This is a genomic window from Bacillus cereus group sp. BfR-BA-01522 (assembly GCF_022662635.1).
GTDB classification, from domain to species: domain Bacteria; phylum Bacillota; class Bacilli; order Bacillales; family Bacillaceae_G; genus Bacillus_A; species Bacillus_A cytotoxicus.
Map to the genome: position 1 here is coordinate 113,109 of NZ_JAKUDY010000008.1, position 19,507 is coordinate 132,615.

A 19,507-nucleotide genomic window follows, 5' to 3' on the forward strand; every position below is an offset into this window, starting at 1 on the left:
CTCTTAATTTCATAATGAATACTTTATGAACATTGATTACGAAAGATTATTAGTAAGTAAAAAGAATGAAGCGAACCGCTTCATTCTTTTTACTTACTAGCTTTGAACTCCCCCACTTAGCTAACGCTTGAAGTGGAGGATTCCTACGAACACCGATGTACCCATCGGTTATTCAGTAGGCTACCCCCGCAGTTCCTACGGTTAATACGAAATTCGTATGGTATTTGCAGTCTTATCTTAAATAAGCTACCTTACACATACACATGCTTCTTGTTGAGAAATAATAGTACCTGCTTTCTCTTCCAATGCTTCATATATTTTGTCTAAAGAAGTAATAATTGTTTTTCGTCCTGGGCCTGCATTAACAAAATGAATAGCTGCTTCAATTTTCGGAAGCATACTTCCTGGTGCAAATTGCTGTTCCTCTATATATTTTTTTAATTCATCCACTCCAATCGATTCTAGTCTCTTCTGATTTGGTTGATTATAATTTATGTATACATAATCAACTGCGGTTAAAATGATGAGAGTGTCCGCACCTACTAGTTCAGCTAGCTTTTGAGCAGCAAAATCCTTATCAATAACAGCCTCCGTTCCTCTCAATCCTTCTTCAGATTCAATTACTGGGATCCCACCACCACCAACAGCGATTACGATATTCCCAGCTTCTACTAATGAATTGATTACTTTATGTTCATGAATGCTCACAGGCTTTGGTGACGGAACAACTCGTCTCCATCCTCTTCCGGCATCTTCCTTAAATACAGCTTTTGTTTCCTTCATTAAGTGTCTTGCTTCCTCTTCCGTATAAAAGGGTCCTATTGGTTTTGTAGGGTTTTGAAATGCTTCATCTTTCTCATCAACAATCACACGAGTTATTACTGTTGCTACTTCTTTTTTTATATTTTGTTTTTTCAGCGCTTTTTCAATTGCATTTTCCATCCAATACCCAATCATTCCTTGGCTCATTGCACCGCAAGTATCCAATGGCATCGCCGGTGTTTTCTCTGTTTCTGCTACTTTTTGTTGTAATAAAATATTCCCCACTTGTGGACCATTCCCATGTGCAATTACAATATCAATGTTATTTCCCATAATTTTAACAAGTTGTTCTGCTGTTCTTTCTAGTGCTTTCTGCTGAGCCTCAGCAGTAGCATTTCCAGATTGTATTGCATTTCCTCCTAATGCAACTACGATTTTTCTTCTTTTCATATTTCAGCCCTCCATTTCATTTTTTATAACGTAATACTACCTGTAATTAATCCATAAATTGCAAATAATGCTAATGCACCAATTGCTACAGATGATGCTAACTCTATACGAGTAAATATTTGTTTTTGATGTGTTTGCTTTTGAACATTGTAAAAAATGAAAATACCAGGTGCATATAAAGTCATGGTTAATAACAAGTATTCTAGTCCCGCAGCATAGACTAACCAAACTCCATAAATACTTGCAACCAAACCAATGATTATATTTTTTATACGATCATTTTCTTTAGATTTCAAACTATATTTAAGTTGATAAAATGCTGAAAAAGCATACGGAATTAAAATAGCTGAGGATGCAAGAGAGAAAGCAAAGTTATATGCTTGATCTGAAACAACAAATGTTAATAAGAAAATTTGAATGAGCCCATTTGTTATCCATAATGAGTTCACAGGAGCTTTGTTTTTATTCTCTTTTGCAAACCATTTCGGAAATACTCCATCTTTGGCAGCTAAGTATGGAATTTCGGATGCAAGTAATGTCCAACCTAACCAAGCACCCAATACAGAAATGACTAAACCTAAATTAATAAAGACTGCCCCCCATTTTCCAACTATACTTTCAAATAAATATGCCATAGCTGGATTTCTCAAATTTGCTACATCTGCTTGTTTCATGAGTCCTAGGGATAACAATGTAATTAAAATATAAATAATCAATGTACCAATTAATCCAATAACTGTCGCTTTTCCAACATCACTTCTATTTTTAGCGCGGCTTGATAGAACAACAGCTCCTTCAACACCAATAAATACCCAAAGTGTGACAAGCATTGTACTCTTCACTTGGCTACCTACCGCTCCCCAAGAAAAAGAACCAGCTTGTCCCCAAAAGCCGTCTAAGAAAATATCAAAATGAAAAACGAAAATTCCTACCATAATAAATACAAATACAGGCACTAATTTCGCAATTGTCGTTACTAAGTTCACAAGTGCTGCTGATTGTACCCCGCGTAAAATTAGCATGTGAACGCACCAAAGTAATACACTTGCTCCAATAATAGATGCAACGTTTTGCCCCCCTTCAAAAATAGGGAAGAAATATCCTAATGAAGCAAATAATAATGTACCGTAAGCGACATTCCCTAGCCAAGCTGACAGCCAATACCCCCACGCACTATTAAATCCCATAAAATTACCAAATCCAGCTTTTGCATAACTAAAAATGCCACCATCTAAATCTGGTCTTTTGACAGTTAAATTTTGAAAAGATAAACCAAGGGCAATCATTCCAATACCCGTTATAATCCATCCAATAATAATAGCCCCTGCGCCAGCACCTTTTGCCATATCACTCGCCAAATTAAATGCACCACCGCCAATCATAGAACCAACTACAAGGGCGATTAAAGTAAAGAGTCCTAATTTCTTTTCTTCATCCATTCCACTCACCTCTCTTAATTTGCAATATTACAAATAGTGAATGATTATATCCAAAGGAGGAGAAAGGAAGGAAGCAATACTTCCTTCTTTATTTCATATCCCCTAAAGTAGCTGCCATAACCGCTTTAATTGTGTGCATTCTATTTTCAGCTTGATCAAATACTTTTGAATATTTACTGCGGAATACCTCGTCTGTTACCTCCATTTCGTTCAAGCCGTATTTTTCATAAATTTCTTTACCATACATTGTTTCCACATCATGAAATGCAGGTAAACAATGTAGGAAAATCACATTATCATTTCCTGTTGCTTGAATCATTTGCATATTCACTTGATAAGGCGTTAATAAAGCAATCCGTTCAGCAAATTTATCTTCTTCTCCCATAGATACCCATACATCTGTATAAATGACATCTGCATCTGCAACCGCTTCTTCCACATCGCTTGTTACCATAACACGATTACTATATTGTTTCGCTAAGTCGATTACTTCTTGCGCTGGCCATAATGACTCTGGTGCACAAATACGAACTTCCATTCCAACAATTGAACCACCAACTAATAAACTATTCGCTACATTATTCCGGCCATCACCAACATAAACAAGCTTCACACCTTTCAAATGCCCTACGTGCTCTTTAATTGTTAGAAGGTCTGCAAGTGTTTGTGTCGGATGCCACATATCTGTTAAACCGTTCCATACTGGCACACCAGAGTTTGCAGCTAACGATTCTACTGTTTCATGAGAAAAACCACGGAACTCAATTCCATCAAACATACGGCCTAACACTTTTGCTGTATCTTCAACAGATTCCTTTTTACCAAGCTGAATATCACCTTTTCCCAAATATTCAGGATTTGCACCCAAATCAGTACAAGCGACTGTAAATGCGCATCTTGTACGGGTTGAAGTTTTTTCAAATAGGAGTGCAACGTTTTTTCCTTCTAAATAATGATGTGGGATACCATTTTTCTTTTTCTCTTTTAATTCCGCTGCTAAATCAAGAAAATATAATAATTCTTCTTTTGTAAAATCTTTTTCAGCAAGAAAACTTCTTCCTTTTAAGTTTGATCTCGTCATTAACATCGTTCATCCCTACTTTCTCCGTTATTTATCACTAAATATCTTTTCTAACAATCGGCATACTCATGCAACGTGGACCCCCACGACCGCGTGATAATTCCGAGCTTAATACCTCAATTACTTCAATTCCATGTTCACGTAATAAAGCATTTGATACATAGTTGCGATCATATGTAACAACTACTCCTGGAGCAATTGCTAATGTATTCGATCCATCATTCCATTGTTCACGAGCAGAAGCAATTACATCTCCTCCTCCACAAGGAATCAATACTAATTCTTGTAAGCCTAAAACTTCTTTTAAAACTTCCATCAACGATGTGCGATGTGTAATTTTAAGAGTCTCTTCATCCAGACCTTTTTCCAAAATGTAAATGTTCATATTCCCTTTTGGTCCTTGAATAGCTGGATGAATGGTAAATTTATCATAGTCAACCATCGTAAAGACTGTATCTAGATGCATAAATGCTCGGCATTTTGGAATTTCTATTGCCAATACTTTTTTAATTTTATTTTGACGACTAAATAAGTTCTTAGCCAACCGTTCAATCGCTTTTGCTGATGTACGAGCAGATACACCAATCGCAACTGTTTCTTCATTTAAGATAAGTTCGTCACCGCCTTCAATTGGAAACTTATAATCACGATTTAACCAAACTGGTACATTATGATTTGCAAATCGTGGATGATATTTCATAATGTATTCTATAAACAATGATTCACGTCTACGTGCTGGTTCTCTCATTTTGTTAATGGTTACCCCTTCACCTATCGTAGCCGCCGGATCACGCGTAAAATATAAATTTGGCATTGGGTCTAAATAAAACGGATAATGATCTTCCATTAATTCGTATAGATGTGTTTTTTGACTTGTGTCAATTTCATTTTTCCGCACACCGCCCATAATTTTTTGAATCAATTCTTCATTTGAAAAGGAAAGTAAATATTCTTTTAAGGTTTGATGCGCAACATTGGCATCAGCTTGCCCTTCTTTTAAAATACGATTAACAAATTCTTCACGAAGTTTTTTATCAGTTAATGCCTCTGCTGCTAGCGTTTCTAAATAAAGAACTTCCACACCCCGATTACGTAATGTTTGTGCAAAGTAATCATGCTCTTTTTGAACAATTGGTAAGTAGGGAATATCGTCAAATAATAATTGTTGCAAATAATCTGGTGTTAAATTCTCCAATTCTTTTCCAGGACGTTTTAATAAAACCGTTTGCAACTCCCCAATTTCTGAAGTAACATGAATCGGATGTTTCATTTGTTGTACCTCCCTTTAAGTTCGTTTGATATCTTACAAGTACATCATAAACAGAAAACATTTCCGCTTTTGTGAAAAGGTTAACATTCAATGGTGAAATATTTCACAAATTATTTTTTAAAGTCATATATAGTTGTATTTTTATAAATCGTTTTATCACATATCTCACAATATAGTTATTTGTTCTGTATATATCAATGAATATTAGAGTATGAAATGTATAAAAAAAAAATCCCATTTCTAATCTCTATTAGAAATGGGATTTCATCTACATAATAAAATTTAGTCGTTCTTCTAAAATTTTTCTATCAGAAAGAGAATGAGAAATAATAAGACATGTATCGTTTCCACATACACATCCTATTTTTTCTTTCCAATCTAACGAATCCAACAAAGCACCAATCACATGTGCATTACCAGGTAACGTTTTAATAACCGTTAATCGATCTACATAATCAACTTTCACAACTACTTCTTCTAATTTTTTCTTTAACTGCATATCCGTTTGTAAATGATCCTTCGAGAAAAATTTATATATTGGTAATCCTTTTGAAGAAGCTACTTTTATTATATTTAATTCTCGAATATCTCTCGAAATGGTAGCTTGTGTTACAGACACACCTTGTTCTGCCAATAATTCTACTAATCGCTCTTGTGTATCTATTTCATATTCTTCTACTAATTGTTTAATAAGTCGTTGTCTTTTTTCTCTTTTCATAAAAGACACCCCTTCTAACATTATAACTTTATTATATCTTGCTATAATTTTCATTCAAAAGAGACAATCATAAAAGTTGCGGAAACGTTCATAGTTTTTAGTAAAAATTCATTATTTATATCACTTATATGATGTATTGTGTTATGTATCTAGAAATAAAAAAATGCTCGTAAAGTGCTTCAGAAAAAATTCTCACAAGATAAAAAGGAAGAACATAAAATCATTCTTCCTTTTATAACATAAATCGTTCTATTGTTTGCTTTAACTCAGTTGCCTGTTTTTCTAATTGCTCTAACAACTGATTAATTGCTATCATATTTTTAGATTGTTGCATGGTTACCCTTGCAACTTCTTGTGAGCCTGCCGATGTTTCTTCTGCAATTGCTGCTACTGCTTTCGTTTGCGTACCTGTTACTTGAATATGTTCTACTTGCTCCTTCATATAACCACTAATCTTTTTCGTTGCATCTGCTACTTCCATAATACTTTCTGACATCTCTTTTAAAATCAATTCCGTTGCTTCTCCGCGCTTTGCTTCTTCGTTAGCAGACTTAACTTGCTCTGTCATTTGCATTGCTACTTGTTGTACTTCATTCTTCATATCGCAAAGTAACTGAGATATATTTCGCGCTGAATGATCGCTCTCATCAGCAAGCTTCCGAACCTCTTCTGCTACAACAGCAAATCCTCTTCCGTGTTCTCCAGCGCGAGCAGCTTCAATTGATGCATTTAGCGCCAATAAATTTGTTTGACTCGCTATTTCACTTACCACAGAAACAATATGTTCAACTTGTTTCATTCGTTCTTCTAATTTTTGCACATTGTGCATAGATTGTTCATTCTCTTTTGCAAGTGTCTGAATTCCTTTAATAAGTGATGTGAATACTTTCGTACTCTGCCCTAATGCTTGCACCATTTCAGAAGATAATTGATCGGATTGATTTGCCTTTTCTTCCACTTCACTAGCAATGGATGTTGTTTGGTCTACAGTGGAAACAATCGTCTGAATAGATGCTGCTGACTGTTCCGCTCCTGAGGAAATTTCAGCTAATGTTTCTGACACAACTTGTGCTTGCTTTGTCGCTTCATTTGTTTGTTTTCTAATTTGCTGCACTTGCATGTTTGTATAAGAAAATGTTGTATCGATATTGTTTACCATTGTGCGCAAATTTCCTAGCATCATATTAAAAGCAATGCTTAAGGATTTTATTTCATCATCTACTTTTGGTAATGGTACATTTTCACGAATATCACCTTCAGCAGCTCTATGAGCAGCTTCCTCCAATTTACGTAAAGGCTTAATTAAAAAAACTGCTGCAACATATGCTAGAATACCAGACCATATTACCCCTAACAGCATTACAACAATATTATAAACTGTTTGACTTACATAACTTTGAAAATAGTCGTACAACACATAAATAAAAAATAAACTTGTCGAATACGTAATCAATGCCAAAATTGTTGTAAATAACATAAGCTGCATACGTAAACCAAAAGAAAAGGTTTTCTGCTCTCTTTCCACCTTCGCATTCCTCCCCATTAACTATATAAATACTACTTCTATATTATTATCCATATTTTTATTATAGAAAGATATAAAGATTTTTAAAACACCTTATAATCAGAAAACAAATTGTAATCTTCTCCATATAACGAGAAACATACTATACTGGCTCATGAAATAATGTTTCATACATAACATCTAGAACTTTAAAAAATAGAGGATTTTGCCGTTTTATGACTAATAACAAAAAGAAGGAACACATTTATCAAAATATAAAATTCACTGGGGGTTTGGTATGATTCAAGTTCAAAATTTAGTAAAATCATTTGGCTCATTACATGTTTTAAAAGGAATTAACTTAGAAGTAAAGGAAAAAGAAGTTGTCGTTTTAGTTGGTGCAAGCGGTTCTGGGAAAAGCACTTTACTCCGCTGTCTTAACTTTTTAGAAATGTACGATGAAGGGAACATTCGTCTGCAAGGGGAACAAATTGATCCTCAACGTACAGATTTAAACAAAGTCCGCGAAAACGTTGGTATGGTCTTTCAACATTTTAACCTCTTTCCTCATATGACCTCATTAGAAAACATCACAGAAGCACCCATTCATGTAAAAAAGTTAGATAAGGCAAAAGCAAAAGAAATCGGAATGGATTTATTAAAAAAAGTTGGATTAGAAGATAAAGCAAATATCACACCACACTTATTATCTGGTGGTCAAAAACAACGTATTGCCATTGCACGAGCTCTTGCGATGAACCCCGATATTATGCTATTTGATGAGCCTACATCAGCTCTTGACCCTGAACTTGTTGGCGAAGTATTACAAGTAATGAAAGAACTTGCTAGTGAAGGAATGACGATGATTATTGTTACTCACGAAATGAGCTTTGCACGAGATGTAGCCGACCGCGTCATCTTTATGGATGATGGCCAAATTGTCGAAGATGCTCCGCCAGAACAATTCTTCTCCTCACCTTCAAATGAGCGGACAAAACAGTTTTTAAGAAATGTTTTATAGTGTCTAAAGACAAAGCAAGACGGACACATATACTACTACCCAACACCATATATAAAAATGTCCGTATTGATAGGAACAATATATAGGAGGGGTTATATGAAAAAGAAATTATTTACTGTCGCTGCAACCATTACGCTGAGTCTCTCTTTCATATTGGGGGCTTGTAGTAAAGAAAGTAGTACTACTTCTACAGATGGAAAAAAAGAATTTCGTTATGCAATGAGTGGATTATATAAACCTTTTAATTATAAAGAAAATGATGGGAAACTTATGGGTTTCGATGTTGAAATTGGAGAAGCTCTTGCAAAGAAAATGGGAATGAAACCTGCCCCCGTTACCAATCCTTGGGAAACATTAATCCAAGGTCTTCAGGCCAAAAAATATGATGTCATCTTAGGAAGTATGGCAATTACAGAAGAACGATTAAAGGCTGTTAGTTTCACAAAACCATATTATCGTTCTGGCGCCCAAATCTTCGTATCAAAACAGAATGATTCCATCTCCTCTGTTGATGATTTAAAAGGCAAAAAAGTTGGAGTTGTAAAAGCAAGTACATTTAAGGCACTTGTTGAAAAGCAAACAGATAAAATAACAGAATATGATAGCGACCTTACAGCTCTTATGGATTTAGAACCCGGTCGTGTCGATGCTGTTATTACCGACCAAATGGTTGGACTTCGCATGATAAAAGAAGGAAATTCTTCTATAAAAGAAGCTGGAAAACCATTAAACCTTGATGAAATGGCTATCGCTGTTCGCAAAGATGATAAAAAAATGGTTGAGAAAGTAAATAAAGCATTAGATGAGATCATTAAAGATGGTACGTACGAGAAAATTAGTAAGAAATGGTTTGGTCGCAATATTCTTGGAGAAGAGGAACAAACAAAATAAACAATTCTCCTATTCTGTAAAGAAATACGGTGCCCCACATAAATTGTGGGGTATTTATATCCACTATAACTCCTAACCAATATGAGGTGAAATGAATGATTGAGATTTTTTTATCTACTTATCCAACGTTGCTCAAAGCAGTTCTTATCACATTGCAATTGACTTTAACTTCTTTACTACTTGGTTCACTAATTGGATTACTATTTGCATTCTTTCGCATTTCAAACAACAAACTATTAAATAGTATTGCTCATATTTATATTGCTGTCATTCGCGGTACTCCCTTAATCGTACAAATTGCAATTTTGTACTTCGGTATTACTTCTATTGTTGTTTTCACACCATTTTGGGCCGGTGCCATTGCTTTAGCGATTCATAATGGTGCCTATATTACAGAAATTTTCCGCGGCTCGATTCAATCTGTAGACCGTGGGCAAATAGAAGCCGCCCGTTCTCTCGGAATGTCTTATCCACTAGCTATGCGTCGCATTATATTACCACAAGCATTTCGCCTTTCAATACCTCCTTTAGGAAATCAATTTATTATTGGGTTAAAAGATTCTTCCCTTGTTGCTTACGTTGGTATGTCAGAATTGTGGGGATCTGGGTTATCGATTGCCGCTGGAAATTACCAACAATTAAACACCTATATCGTAGTAGGTATCTATTATCTTGTCCTTGTTTTACTATTCACTTATTTCGTGAATCTCCTCGAAAAAAGGCTCAGTCGTAAGCAAAGTAACACTGTACAAATAAATAACCAAAAGGAAAAAGTCGTTTCTATATAGAAAAGCAAGCTACTGATTATAGCTTGCTTTTCTTTATCTACAATTATAAATTTGCCTTGTTCATTGATTCTTCTTTCATATACTCCTCACGATACGAAATATTCTCCGGATCTAGTCCATTTCCTAGCGACCCATAGAAATGCTTTTTTTGCGGATCAATCAATTCACTGCCTTCATAATACACGCGCGGTGTTTTCCAAAGTGCTACTAACGCTTTACTCATTGGCATTTCATGATAACGTTCCGGCCACATTTCTTTAATTTTCTCTTTTACTAATGGATAGTATTTCGAACTCATCGCAGGAAACAAATGATGTTCTGTATGATATGAAAAATTAAAATGTAATACATCAACCCAGCGTGGTACTGTTACAGATAAACAGTTTGCTAATGGATCATTTACAGGAACAATTGGATTTAAGCGATGATTGGTTGCAATATACGCCATTACAATAAAGTTCGCAATCAATAACGGAATCACATATGCAAACAACCATTTCATCGGTCCCATAATAAACAAGAGACTCATCCAGACTGTCCATGGCAAAAGAAGTTGAAGCCATACCGCTCGTTGATTCGACGTTTTAAATTCTTTTATAAAATGAAAGAACATTCGAGTTGAGTGTAATGTAAATTGAAACGTTAATGATAAAAAACTAAAGAATGAACGTACGTGAAGTGGTAAACGATACACCCATCTTAAAAATTGACTCTTTTTCAGCTTCTCAAGTGTTGGCCATGCATCTGGATCGTTTTCTTCATGTTGTGTATGAACATGGTGCGTCGCATTATGCCACTTCCTCCAAAGCTTTGGTCCTGTAGTTAATGGCATAAATGCAATTGCTCCTAGTAAATCACGAAGCCACGCTTTTCTTACAACCGTTCCATGTAAAATTTCATGCCCTAAAAATCCAAGTGAAGCAAAACACAATCCAAGAACAATTGCAATTCCTAGATTTATCCACGCATTCAATTCAAACAACCCAATCGTTATTAATCCTGCTACTGCCACAAGCAAATAAGCTAATCCGCCAAATAGACGGGTCGGAACTGGTTTAAATGCTTTTTTTGGCAAGTGCGGTGATACACGTGCTGCATACCATCCAAACGTATGAAGCTCCTTCATCCTTTTGCTCCTTTCTTATGCCATGCTTACGCAAACTGCATAAATCAATTGTTGTTTCCAGATTGATACGACTAGATGATGCAAAAAAAGCATATATCATAAGTAAAATATACTCACTCTATCGTCACTTATTATCGCTTTTATTATCAATGAAAAACATTTCTCTTTTTACTCTCTATCAACCTTTCCACATGTTGAATCATATCAATAGACTTTCTGCATTGTCAACACATTTTATTACTAGGTCATAAAATGTGGTTATATTTTTATAATCATATCCTATTTTACCAAAGAAAAAACCTATGTTTTAAAAGGGGGTATCCATTATATTAAAAATCATTATTATACATAAAAAGCTCTTTTTTTATTAGATATAGATTGAGCTAGTTCCTATATAAATGTTTATTTCACAAAATATTCGCTCTTAAAAAGAACGATAAAAAACTATATCAATATATCATTTCAGAAATATTCCTCCTAACAAAATATTTTACATTTCATACCAAATTTTCTCACATGAATTTCATATAAATGGGAAAAATGAATAGGAAAAATATCCTAAATTAGGAGGTTTGCATCATGAATAATCATTCTTTCCCTAAATTTCCCCATTCTTACTGGATGGACTCTACCTCACTCCCTACTTTTCCAGCTTTATCTGAAAATATAAAAACAGAAGTTGTCATTATTGGTGCTGGTATTACGGGAATTACGACTGCTTATTTACTCGCTAAAGAAGGTATGAAGGTTGTCTTACTTGATTCTGACCGTATCTTAAATGGGACAACTGGACATACCACAGCAAAAATCACCGCACAGCATGACCTCATTTATGATGAGCTCATCAACCACTTTGGTATAGATAAAGCACGCCTCTACTATGAAGCGAATCATCAAGCTTTACAATTTATAAAAGAAACAGTAAAAACACATCATATCGAATGTGGATTTACAGAAGAAGATGCCTATTTATATACAACAGGTAAAGATGAGTTAAGAAAGTTAATAAAAGAATACGAGGCATACAAAAAACTAAACATTCCGTGCGAATATGTAACGTCTATTCCAGTTCCTCTTTCCACTCAAGCTGCGCTTGTAATGAAAAAACAAGCACAATTTCATCCTCTTCACTACTTAAAAAAGCTTGTTGAGGAATTTATTAAAATGGGTGGTACCATTTATGAACATACAACGGCAATTGATATAGAAAAAGGATTTTATCCACAAGTCATTACAAAAAATGGACAACGTATCACTTCTGGATATGTCGCCCTCTGCTCTCATTTTCCGTTTTATGATAAGAGTAGTTTTTTCTTCACACGAATGTATGCAGAACGCTCCTATGTACTGGCTATTCAATCTAAAACAGAATATCCAGGAGGCATGTATTTAAGTATTGATAATCCTACACGTTCTTTACGATCCACAACGATAGACGGAACAAAACTGATTCTTGTTGGCGGTGAAAGCCATAAAACAGGACAAGGAATTAATACGATGCTTCATTATGAGGCGCTGCACTCCTTCGCTGAGGAAATATTTGAAATAGAGCAGATTCCTTATAGATGGTCAGCACAAGATTTAATCACTTTAGATAAAATTCCTTATATTGGGCACATCAATGAAAATAATCCAAATATATTTGTTGCAACCGGATACCGCAAATGGGGAATGACGACCTCAACTGTCGCCGCTCAACTATTAACAACATCTATCATAAAAAGAAACAGTCCTTATAAAGAACTCTTTGCGCCATCGCGCTTTCATGCTGATCCAGACATAAAAACGTTTGCCTCTCAAAATCTAGATGTAGCTAAACATCTCATTGAAGGAAAACTAGAATTTGCTCTTCGTGAACCAGAAGATCTTGCAAATGGTGAAGGTGCTGTCGTAAGAGTGAACGGCAAACGTGCTGGTGCCTATAAAGATGATAATGGGAAATTACATATCGTCGATACAACTTGTACACATCTCGGATGTGAAGTGGAATGGAACAGCGGTGACTGTACATGGGACTGTCCTTGTCATGGCTCGCGCTTTTCCATTAATGGGGATGTAGTAGAAGGTCCTGCTAACCAACCTTTAAAACGAGTATATGAAGAATAACCTTACTTTAAGAAAAAATGGACTTATCCAACAGGCAGTTTCGATGAGTCCATTTTTCTGTATACTCACTTCATATCATATGTCCTTACTTTTGCTGAATCTCGAAGCAAAATGCGTATAAATAGCGAAAAAATTCGACAATTGAAGGGAATTGTTTATATATAACCAAATAATACAGTAAACCGAAAAAAAGAGGTGTATATGATGCAAATCTCTTCTCCTCATCCAGAATCCACAAAAACAGCCCTTTCAAATTCTACTACTAGGCTTGTTGTTCTGATCTGTTGGTTAGCTATTTTAGCTGATGGCTACGATTTAGGTATTTATGGGGCGATTTTGCCAACACTTTTAGAAGATCAAAATTGGGCTTTATCGCCGACTCAAGCGGGTACAATTGCCAGTTATGCTCTTTTGGGTATGTTTATTGGCGCCATTCTTGTCGGAACGATTACAGATTATATCGGCAGAAAATGGACCTTAGTATTTTGTTTATCTCTTTTCTCTCTAACAATGGGCTTAGCTGCTATTGCTTCATCTCCTGAATTATTTGGTTTTTTTCGCTTTATTGGCGGCATTGGTCTAGGCGGCGTCATTCCGACTGCTTCTGCACTTACAATTGAATATTCACCCGAGAAACGACAATCCTTTATTTATGCACTTATGTTTACTGGTTATCCATTAGGAATTGTGTTAGGAGCTATTTTATCCATCTTTATGTTACAAGATTTCGGTTGGCGAACAATGTTTGGTATTGGCATGATTCCTCTTCTTCTCGTTCCTATTATTATTCGTTACTTGCCGGAATCAATTCAATTCTTACTTTCACGCAATCGTCAAGAAGAGGCAATTCGAGTTAGCGAGCGTTTTCAAATCCAGTTACCTCAAAAACAAACATATAATCCCCCTAAGGAAAAGCAACAAAGTGGATATTTCGTATTATTTTCAAAACAATATGTAAGAGCAACTTTACTCTTTTGGCTCACTTATATAATGGGGATGTTTCTTATTTATGGATTAAATACATGGTTGCCCCAAATGATGCGGAAAGCTGGCTATCCGTTAGGCTCTAGTTTATCCTTCTTGTTAATGCTGAATATCACCGCAGCAATTGGAGCTTTATTTGCAGGAGCCATTGCAGATAGAATCGGGGCAAAAATCGTCATTAGCTTCTCTTACCTCATGGCCGCTATCTGTATCGGATTATTAACCATACAGACTTCCACTACTATGATTTATATTTTAATTGGAATTGCTGGAATTGGTTCCGTTGGTATCACACAAATATTAAATGCATATGTCACTCAGTATTTCCCTTCTCGTATACGTGCTACTGCTTTAGGCTGGGGACTTGGTCTTGGGAGAATCGGTGCGATTGCTGCCCCCATTATTATCGGTATCTTCATGACATTACAGTATAATCAAGTATGGAATTTTTATGTGTTTGCATTTGCAGGTCTAATTGCCGCTATTTCCGTTTTCTTTATTCCTAACCAGATTTCAAATCATGATAAGTAAGAGACTGTCCAAAAGTATACCTTTTGGACAGTCTCTTTTCTAATAGCGATGTGATAGCAAACTTTGCAAATCCGTTCCAATAGATTATAAATAATTTGTGCCTTTGTTGTAATAAAAAAGCATTTTTCTATAACTTTTTGACACAAGCGTTTCCACTCTTTTTAAATACAATCTCTCGAAACAAACGATTTAATTCCTCATTTTCTACTTCAGTTCTTTTTTCAACACGTTTTGCATATTCTTGATAATATGCGATTTGTTCCTCAAAAAACTGATGTAATCTAGGCATTCTCGGTAAAGTATCTAACGTATCTCCTCTTTTTTTCATCCACAATAAATGCTTTATTTCCTCTAAAACACTATGTTCGAAAGAGAGTTCATTTATGACACGTGCAAATTCCACAGGTGGCACTGTTCCTTTCTCCTCTAGCCACTTACATGCTAAAATCGGACGTAATACATAAAAATATTTTTTCACCTGCATGTTCTCTCCCTGTAAAAACTCACGATAATTTTTCGAAGCCATATGCAAATAGTGGTACATTGTTGACTTGAGATTAAAACGATGTTCACTTATTTTCTGTAAACATGTTGATAAATTAGAGTTTTTAATATAAAAGACCGGAGAATGAATCCATTCTAATAAAGACGGATTTGATTTTGCAAATAATCGCAATGCCTTTCGGATATCCCATCCACTTATATCTAAAGTGTTATGAATGGGACATTCGATAACATCTCTCTTTTCATCTATAGATACATACCACTCCAAACGGTGAACATAGACAAACCGAACATCATAATCACTAGCTTTAGAATGCCATCCCCATGCACGACTGCCCGCCTCTACTGCAAATAAAATTTCCACGTCATGTTCTTTCTCAATTTTCGCTAATTCGACTAGAATTCTTTCTTTCATATGTATCTCCCTATTTTTTGATCATTTCCCTGGAAATTCGACAAGACATAACTAGCTGTCAGGAAGCCCCTGACAGCCTAACAAGCCAATCTTACTTCTGAACAATCACTTGTTCAATTTTTTCAATTTCCCTTTGTATTTCATCTTTATATGCATCAACTTTTGAAAAATCCATCGCCTTTATATAAATTCGCTCCAATTTATCTCGAACTGCTTTTTCTTTTGCTAAAAAGGATATTGCCTCATTCATTTTTGACTTATATCGTATTGATACTTCACGAATTTCCTTCGCATATTTTTCATCTGTACCCGGCGTAATAATGAGTTCATACATATCGATTACTTCATCACCCTCTCGACTCGGAAAATATTCGTGAGGCGCTGTACTATCGAATATCGCAAACCCTAATTCTCTTACAATTATCATATCCAGACTATTTGGATCAAATCCACAATGATACACTTCAACTTCGAATCTTTTTTCTTCTGCTGCAGCTGCTATTTTTTTTAGCATTGTCGATTTTCCAGACCCTGGGCGTCCTTTTATAAAATAGCGATGCGGGATATCCTCTGTTAAATTTGGTACAAAATCCACTGCTCCTTTTGGGGTTGCTGCTCCTAAAAAACGATGTTTCACAACTGCTTTTTCTCCTGTATGATGAGCAAATAATTTTTGAATAAGCTGATCTGTTAATTCATTTGCTTTTTCGAAATCAATGTTATCAATATAAATCTCTTCCCAAACATCATGTATCTCTAAAGCTTCTTGAAAGCAACTATACGCAGATTGAAACGCTCCGCTTGCTTCTGAAATATACCGCGCAATTTCTTTCTTATGTTTCTTTAACTCTTCCGCATCCCAGGCCGTTCCTAAATTCACATATTCCTCCACAACACCAGGCATCTTCGGCTCGATAACATGCGGCGCTGTTCCATCTACAATACCTACTTTTAATTTTGGAATAATGACACCATCAATTGATTTATTATCTGAAGAGCAATGTAAGAGTTCAATATCATACCCTTTTTCATTCCATTCACGCCCTATACTTTTCATCAATGATGATTTCCCTGTACCTGGGCCCCCCTTTAATATAAACAATCGATCTAACCCCGTTAAACATTCGTCAAATAAATTATGAAATCCTCGAGCAGTGTTTCCTCCAGCATAATAATTTAACACTTTCCCTGTCACTACACTCACTCCTTTGGAGCAATTTATTTACATAAGTTACAATATGCAATCCTTTTCTATTGGGTGAATACCTATTTTTATTCTTGCAATAAAAAAAGAAATACCTTACAATTTAAATAACGAAATTTTCAGACTCCATAACTAAATATACTTCTTATCAAGAGAGGCGGAGGGACTGGCCCTTTGAAGCCCGGCAACCTCAGTTACAAAAAACTGAACAGGTGCTAAATCCTGCAAAATGCAAAGCATTTTGGAAGATAAAATATATTTACATATAAATATGTAAAGCCCATCTTTCTTGATTTGAAAGATGGGCTTTTTCTCTATCTAACTTGATTTTCAAACCTCTATGTGCGGTTGAATACTTACTTCCTCATCTATAAAGAATGGGACTCTTTCAGTTTTTCAATTTATAAAAAACGATTGGAGGTATCACAATGAAAATAATTGATTTATCTCAAACGTTCGAAAACAATATGTCTCAATTCCCAGGCACTCCAGCCATTCATTTGGAAGCTATTACAAGTGTGGAAGAAGCAGGATTTCAAGTTACAGATTTCCACTCGGTTGTTCATGTTGGGACACACTGTGATGCACCTGCTCATTTTATTTCTGGCGCAACAACAATTGATCAATTGCCACTAGATCATTTTGTAGGAGAAGCGATTCTTATTGACGTAACAAATAGAAAAGAACGAAAATTACCAAAAGAGGTTCTTCATCATGCTGGAGTAAAAGAAGGCGATATTGTCATCTTCCGTTCGAATCTTTCAAATAAATGGAACACAGAAGCATATGAAAAAGAGGCTTTTTATCTTTCAGAAGAACTCGCCGAAGAATTGGTAAAATTAAAGGTAAAATCTGTTGGTCTAGACTTTATTTCTCCTGACGAAGTAACGACAAAAACTTCACCTATTCATCATATTTTACTCGGGAATGATATTTATTTAATTGAAAACTTAACCAACCTAGATGAAATTGAAACAAAACGTTTCTTCTTTTCAGCAGCACCTTTAAAAATTAAAAATAGTGACGGTGCTTTCGCTAATTTTTCTTCCAGTTTGCGAAACCATTTAGGATTGCTAAATACTTCTCCCGTTGAAAGAATCGCAAAATCTTTCAGACCCACATCCACACCAACAGACAACCCAGCTTTAGGAAGTCCTTGAACGTTTGTTTCAGCAAGAATGGATACAAAATACTTACCACTTGGATTTCTTCTCATTGTAGCATGAAGAATACGTCCTTCTACTTCACGACTTTTCGCAAACCTAACAAATCCAAGTTTAGGTAACTTGATTTTGTTGTCTACAATGGCAATATTTCCATTCACATGCTTTGTTGTGTAGGATTGCACTTTATTCTTTTTAGACTTGAAACGTGGTGCTTTGTTTTGTTTCTTGAAGAATCGAGTATACGAATCAGCAAGGTTTTTCAGTGATGATTGAAGAAGGGCAATGCTATCAACTTCTTTTAGCCATACTAATTCCTTTTTCAACTATGTGAGTTTATCTGAACAAGAATTATATGTTAATCCTTTGCCTGTCTCTTTGTATACGTTATTCCACTTCTCTAAAAAGTGATTGAATACAAACCGAGAACATCCGATTGTTTTCGCAATCAGTATTTCTTGTTCTTTATTCGGGTAGATACGGAATTTATATGCCTTTTTGACCAACATTGATTTCTACCTCCTTCTCGGTATACACTAATTATATATTTAATATATAGAATATGTCGAGTATATACTGAAAGGGTAGTGAAAAACATGAAACGTATTTCAAAATTAATTAAGTTCCCTGCTGATTTAGTAGCAGAAATCGAAAAGTATCAAAAGGAAAACTATATCTCAAGTTTTGCGGGTGCAGTTTATGAACTTATCCGCAAAGGTTTACGTGTGTCAGATCGTTAACGTGGCACAAATCCCCTATCCGAAGGCGATTCATCTCCCACCTACTCATTGGGCTACGCCCTTCACATTCCTTGAGGTGGGAGTATTCTCGCCTATTGTGGATAAATTAGACAGAAAAGAAAAGTGGCTCTTTATCGCTTTATTTTCTCATACTACTAAAAAAGCAAAGGTCACCTTTGACCTTTGCTTCGATATTTTCTATTTAAATTCATAACAATCTGTTCAATTCTCGGACGAATCCAAGCTAAATAATCTCGATCCTTCTTTTTTGTACAAGCAATTTTTTCTCCATCCACCATTTCAATTAGTTCTAGTTCTAACAGTTGCCTCGTAAATGCAAGAATGTTTACTTCTTCATTTGGATATTCTTCCTTTAATTTCTCTTCAATTTCTCCTAATAAAAATCCGTCACGCATCATTGCAAGTGCATCGATACAAAGTGGCGGCATTTCATATTTTTCTCCTGTAATTGTATCCTTTACAATATAATTCTTTTGCTCTTTTCGAAATTGAATTGTGTGTAAGCATACAGTCGAATTTAATGTTAATTCCATCATACCACCTCTTTCATCCAATCTGCATAGAAAAAAGATGCGTGCGCATCCCTTAACAAACCAAGAAACTATTACAGAAATATAAAGCCCATGTCGATATTTTCCTTCATTATAAACGAAGTATTTTATAAAAAAAAGTACCCTAATACATTTTATAAAATGTTTATATTTACACAACAAGAGCACTTTTCAGAAAAGTGCTCTTGTCCTAAAGATATCTGCTATGTCATCTATAAAATTATCATACAATTTCTAG

The 19,507-nt window shown here is 35.3% G+C and carries 18 protein-coding genes, 1 pseudogene and 1 riboswitch; of the genes and pseudogenes, 7 read left to right on the forward strand and 12 right to left on the reverse strand.

What is annotated here, in order from left to right; translation table 11 throughout:
- Window positions 1-246: 246 nt before the first annotated feature.
- From arcC to MR059_RS13495, 6 genes are all read right to left on the reverse strand, one after another.
- A complete protein-coding gene (gene arcC, locus MR059_RS13470) occupies window positions 247-1,212 on the reverse strand; it encodes a carbamate kinase (protein WP_011983467.1) in 966 nt (321 codons plus the stop codon).
- Between the two features lie 23 nt (window positions 1,213-1,235).
- Entirely contained in the window at window positions 1,236-2,651 is a 1,416-nt protein-coding gene (arcD, locus tag MR059_RS13475; RefSeq protein WP_011983466.1) for an arginine-ornithine antiporter, read from the reverse strand.
- Between the two features lie 88 nt (window positions 2,652-2,739).
- The gene (argF, locus tag MR059_RS13480) at window positions 2,740-3,738 is read right to left on the reverse strand and encodes an ornithine carbamoyltransferase (RefSeq protein WP_011983465.1); all 999 of its coding nucleotides are present in this window, start codon (window positions 3,736-3,738) and stop codon (window positions 2,740-2,742) included.
- Window positions 3,739-3,769: 31 nt separating this feature from the next.
- Window positions 3,770-5,002 carry an arginine deiminase gene (gene arcA, locus MR059_RS13485; RefSeq protein ID WP_011983464.1) on the reverse strand — a complete coding sequence of 411 codons (1,233 nt, stop codon included), beginning with the start codon at window positions 5,000-5,002 and terminating at the stop codon, window positions 3,770-3,772.
- A gap of 268 nt (window positions 5,003-5,270) precedes the next feature.
- Entirely contained in the window at window positions 5,271-5,720 is a 450-nt protein-coding gene (gene argR, locus MR059_RS13490) for an arginine repressor (protein WP_011983463.1), read from the reverse strand.
- A gap of 232 nt (window positions 5,721-5,952) precedes the next feature.
- Window positions 5,953-7,245: a methyl-accepting chemotaxis protein gene (locus MR059_RS13495; RefSeq protein ID WP_011983462.1), complete on the reverse strand. Its 1,293-nt coding sequence runs from the start codon at window positions 7,243-7,245 to the stop codon at window positions 5,953-5,955.
- 277 nt (window positions 7,246-7,522) lie between these two features.
- Here MR059_RS13495 and MR059_RS13500 point away from each other — a divergent pair, with 277 nt between their 5' ends.
- The 3 genes from MR059_RS13500 (at window position 7,523) to MR059_RS13510 (ending at window position 9,924) form a co-directional block, all read left to right on the forward strand.
- A complete protein-coding gene (locus MR059_RS13500; RefSeq protein WP_048724269.1) occupies window positions 7,523-8,245 on the forward strand; it encodes an amino acid ABC transporter ATP-binding protein in 723 nt (240 codons plus the stop codon).
- A gap of 96 nt (window positions 8,246-8,341) precedes the next feature.
- Window positions 8,342-9,136, forward strand: a complete 795-nt coding sequence (locus MR059_RS13505) for an ABC transporter substrate-binding protein (RefSeq protein WP_011983460.1) — start codon at window positions 8,342-8,344, stop codon at window positions 9,134-9,136.
- Window positions 9,137-9,231: 95 nt separating this feature from the next.
- Entirely contained in the window at window positions 9,232-9,924 is a 693-nt protein-coding gene (locus MR059_RS13510) for an amino acid ABC transporter permease (protein ID WP_087094388.1), read from the forward strand.
- A gap of 43 nt (window positions 9,925-9,967) precedes the next feature.
- Here the strand turns inward: MR059_RS13510 and desB are convergent, their stop codons facing one another.
- Window positions 9,968-11,050 carry a Delta(10) desaturase DesB gene (gene desB, locus MR059_RS13515; protein ID WP_087094387.1) on the reverse strand — a complete coding sequence of 361 codons (1,083 nt, stop codon included), beginning with the start codon at window positions 11,048-11,050 and terminating at the stop codon, window positions 9,968-9,970.
- A gap of 579 nt (window positions 11,051-11,629) precedes the next feature.
- On the opposite strand from desB, the gene MR059_RS13520 reads away from it, so the two are divergent.
- On the forward strand, window positions 11,630-13,156 hold the full coding sequence (locus MR059_RS13520; protein WP_242161872.1) for an FAD-dependent oxidoreductase: 1,527 nt from the start codon (window positions 11,630-11,632) through the stop codon (window positions 13,154-13,156).
- Window positions 13,157-13,360: 204 nt separating this feature from the next.
- Complete coding sequence (locus MR059_RS13525; RefSeq protein WP_375293721.1) at window positions 13,361-14,671, forward strand: MFS transporter; 1,311 nt, start codon at window positions 13,361-13,363, stop codon at window positions 14,669-14,671.
- A 127-nt stretch (window positions 14,672-14,798) separates the two neighbouring features.
- On the opposite strand, the gene MR059_RS13530 is transcribed toward MR059_RS13525, so the two are convergent.
- Together MR059_RS13530 and MR059_RS13535 are read right to left on the reverse strand one after the other, a co-directional pair.
- On the reverse strand, window positions 14,799-15,590 hold the full coding sequence (locus MR059_RS13530) for a nucleotidyltransferase domain-containing protein (protein WP_011983455.1): 792 nt from the start codon (window positions 15,588-15,590) through the stop codon (window positions 14,799-14,801).
- Window positions 15,591-15,681: 91 nt separating this feature from the next.
- The gene (locus MR059_RS13535) at window positions 15,682-16,785 is read right to left on the reverse strand and encodes a PRK06851 family protein (RefSeq protein WP_011983454.1); all 1,104 of its coding nucleotides are present in this window, start codon (window positions 16,783-16,785) and stop codon (window positions 15,682-15,684) included.
- Between the two features lie 151 nt (window positions 16,786-16,936).
- Window positions 16,937-17,049: riboswitch (SAM riboswitch) on the forward strand.
- A gap of 173 nt (window positions 17,050-17,222) precedes the next feature.
- Between MR059_RS13535 and MR059_RS13540 the strand changes: the two genes are divergently transcribed.
- On the forward strand, window positions 17,223-17,954 hold the full coding sequence (locus MR059_RS13540; RefSeq protein WP_237701315.1) for a cyclase family protein: 732 nt from the start codon (window positions 17,223-17,225) through the stop codon (window positions 17,952-17,954).
- On the opposite strand, the pseudogene MR059_RS13545 reads toward MR059_RS13540, so the two are convergent.
- Together MR059_RS13545 and MR059_RS13550 are read right to left on the reverse strand one after the other, a co-directional pair.
- Window positions 17,882-18,283 (reverse strand): annotated as a pseudogene (locus tag MR059_RS13545) (IS200/IS605 family element RNA-guided endonuclease TnpB); the annotation flags it as partial. The gene MR059_RS13540 and the pseudogene MR059_RS13545 sit on opposite strands and share 73 nt — an antisense overlap.
- Window positions 18,284-18,466: a helix-turn-helix domain-containing protein gene (locus tag MR059_RS13550; RefSeq protein WP_237701314.1), complete on the reverse strand. Its 183-nt coding sequence runs from the start codon at window positions 18,464-18,466 to the stop codon at window positions 18,284-18,286.
- 87 nt (window positions 18,467-18,553) lie between these two features.
- Here MR059_RS13550 and MR059_RS13555 point away from each other — a divergent pair, with 87 nt between their 5' ends.
- On the forward strand, window positions 18,554-18,697 hold the full coding sequence (locus MR059_RS13555) for a hypothetical protein (RefSeq protein WP_164468619.1): 144 nt from the start codon (window positions 18,554-18,556) through the stop codon (window positions 18,695-18,697).
- 170 nt (window positions 18,698-18,867) lie between these two features.
- Here MR059_RS13555 and MR059_RS13560 read toward each other — a convergent pair whose 3' ends face one another.
- On the reverse strand, window positions 18,868-19,254 hold the full coding sequence (locus MR059_RS13560; protein WP_081428342.1) for a hypothetical protein: 387 nt from the start codon (window positions 19,252-19,254) through the stop codon (window positions 18,868-18,870).
- Between the last annotated feature and the right edge of the window lie 253 nt (window positions 19,255-19,507).

Bases quoted from the DNA above. Each gene is read 5' to 3' on its own strand.
- MR059_RS13510 (WP_087094388.1), top strand. From the start codon at position 9,232: ATGATTGAGATTTTTTTATCTACTTATCCAACGTTGCTCAAAGCAGTT.
- argR (WP_011983463.1), bottom strand. From the start codon at position 5,720: ATGAAAAGAGAAAAAAGACAACGACTTATTAAACAATTAGTAGAAGAA.
- MR059_RS13520 (WP_242161872.1), top strand. From the start codon at position 11,630: ATGAATAATCATTCTTTCCCTAAATTTCCCCATTCTTACTGGATGGAC.
- MR059_RS13540 (WP_237701315.1), top strand. From the start codon at position 17,223: ATGAAAATAATTGATTTATCTCAAACGTTCGAAAACAATATGTCTCAA.
- MR059_RS13525 (WP_375293721.1), top strand. From the start codon at position 13,361: ATGCAAATCTCTTCTCCTCATCCAGAATCCACAAAAACAGCCCTTTCA.
- MR059_RS13505 (WP_011983460.1), top strand. From the start codon at position 8,342: ATGAAAAAGAAATTATTTACTGTCGCTGCAACCATTACGCTGAGTCTC.
- MR059_RS13550 (WP_237701314.1), bottom strand. From the start codon at position 18,466: ATGTTGGTCAAAAAGGCATATAAATTCCGTATCTACCCGAATAAAGAA.
- arcA (WP_011983464.1), bottom strand. From the start codon at position 5,002: ATGAAACATCCGATTCATGTTACTTCAGAAATTGGGGAGTTGCAAACG.
- MR059_RS13560 (WP_081428342.1), bottom strand. From the start codon at position 19,254: ATGATGGAATTAACATTAAATTCGACTGTATGCTTACACACAATTCAA.
- MR059_RS13555 (WP_164468619.1), top strand. From the start codon at position 18,554: ATGAAACGTATTTCAAAATTAATTAAGTTCCCTGCTGATTTAGTAGCA.
- arcC (WP_011983467.1), bottom strand. From the start codon at position 1,212: ATGAAAAGAAGAAAAATCGTAGTTGCATTAGGAGGAAATGCAATACAA.
- arcD (WP_011983466.1), bottom strand. From the start codon at position 2,651: ATGGATGAAGAAAAGAAATTAGGACTCTTTACTTTAATCGCCCTTGTA.
- argF (WP_011983465.1), bottom strand. From the start codon at position 3,738: ATGTTAATGACGAGATCAAACTTAAAAGGAAGAAGTTTTCTTGCTGAA.
- MR059_RS13500 (WP_048724269.1), top strand. From the start codon at position 7,523: ATGATTCAAGTTCAAAATTTAGTAAAATCATTTGGCTCATTACATGTT.
- MR059_RS13530 (WP_011983455.1), bottom strand. From the start codon at position 15,590: ATGAAAGAAAGAATTCTAGTCGAATTAGCGAAAATTGAGAAAGAACAT.
- desB (WP_087094387.1), bottom strand. From the start codon at position 11,050: ATGAAGGAGCTTCATACGTTTGGATGGTATGCAGCACGTGTATCACCG.